Here is a 464-nt window from a genome sequence, read left to right as displayed (position 1 = left end):
TGGTTGAGGCCGGTGCGGGTCGGGGCCGGTTTGTGGCGTTGCTGCTGCCGCGCTCAGCGGATGCGGTCGTGGCGATGCTGGGGGTGCTCAAGGCGGGGGCCGCCTATGTGCCGATCGATCCGGCAGTGCCGGTTGCGCGGGTCGGGTTCGTGCTCGCCGATGCCGACCCGGTGGCGCTGATCACCACCACCGAACTGGCCGACCGACTCGACGGGCATGACCTGCCGATCATCAAGGTGGCTGACGCGCAAAACTATTCGGCGTCCCCGCTGCCGGCGCCGGGCCCCGACGATGTCGCCTACCTGATCTACACGTCCGGAACCACCGGCGTGCCTAAGGGGGTGGCGGTCACCCACCACAACCTCACCCAGGTGTTGATGGGTCTGGGTGATGTGCCGCGCCCGGGGGTGTGGGCGCAGGCTCACTCGCTGGCTTTTGACGCCTCGGTGGAAGAGATCTGGGCT

1 protein-coding gene is annotated in these 464 nt (G+C 68.5%); it reads left to right on the top strand.

From position 1 onward, the window contains the following. Positions 1–464, top strand: a 464-nt coding sequence (locus tag BST27_RS30835) for an AMP-binding protein (RefSeq protein WP_139805526.1), incomplete at both ends; no start/stop codon positions are given.

This window comes from Mycobacterium intermedium, from assembly GCF_002086275.1.
Classification (GTDB): domain Bacteria; phylum Actinomycetota; class Actinomycetes; order Mycobacteriales; family Mycobacteriaceae; genus Mycobacterium; species Mycobacterium intermedium.
The sequence above is the reverse complement of the archived record's forward strand: the minus strand, read 5'-3'. Positions and strand labels throughout refer to the sequence as shown.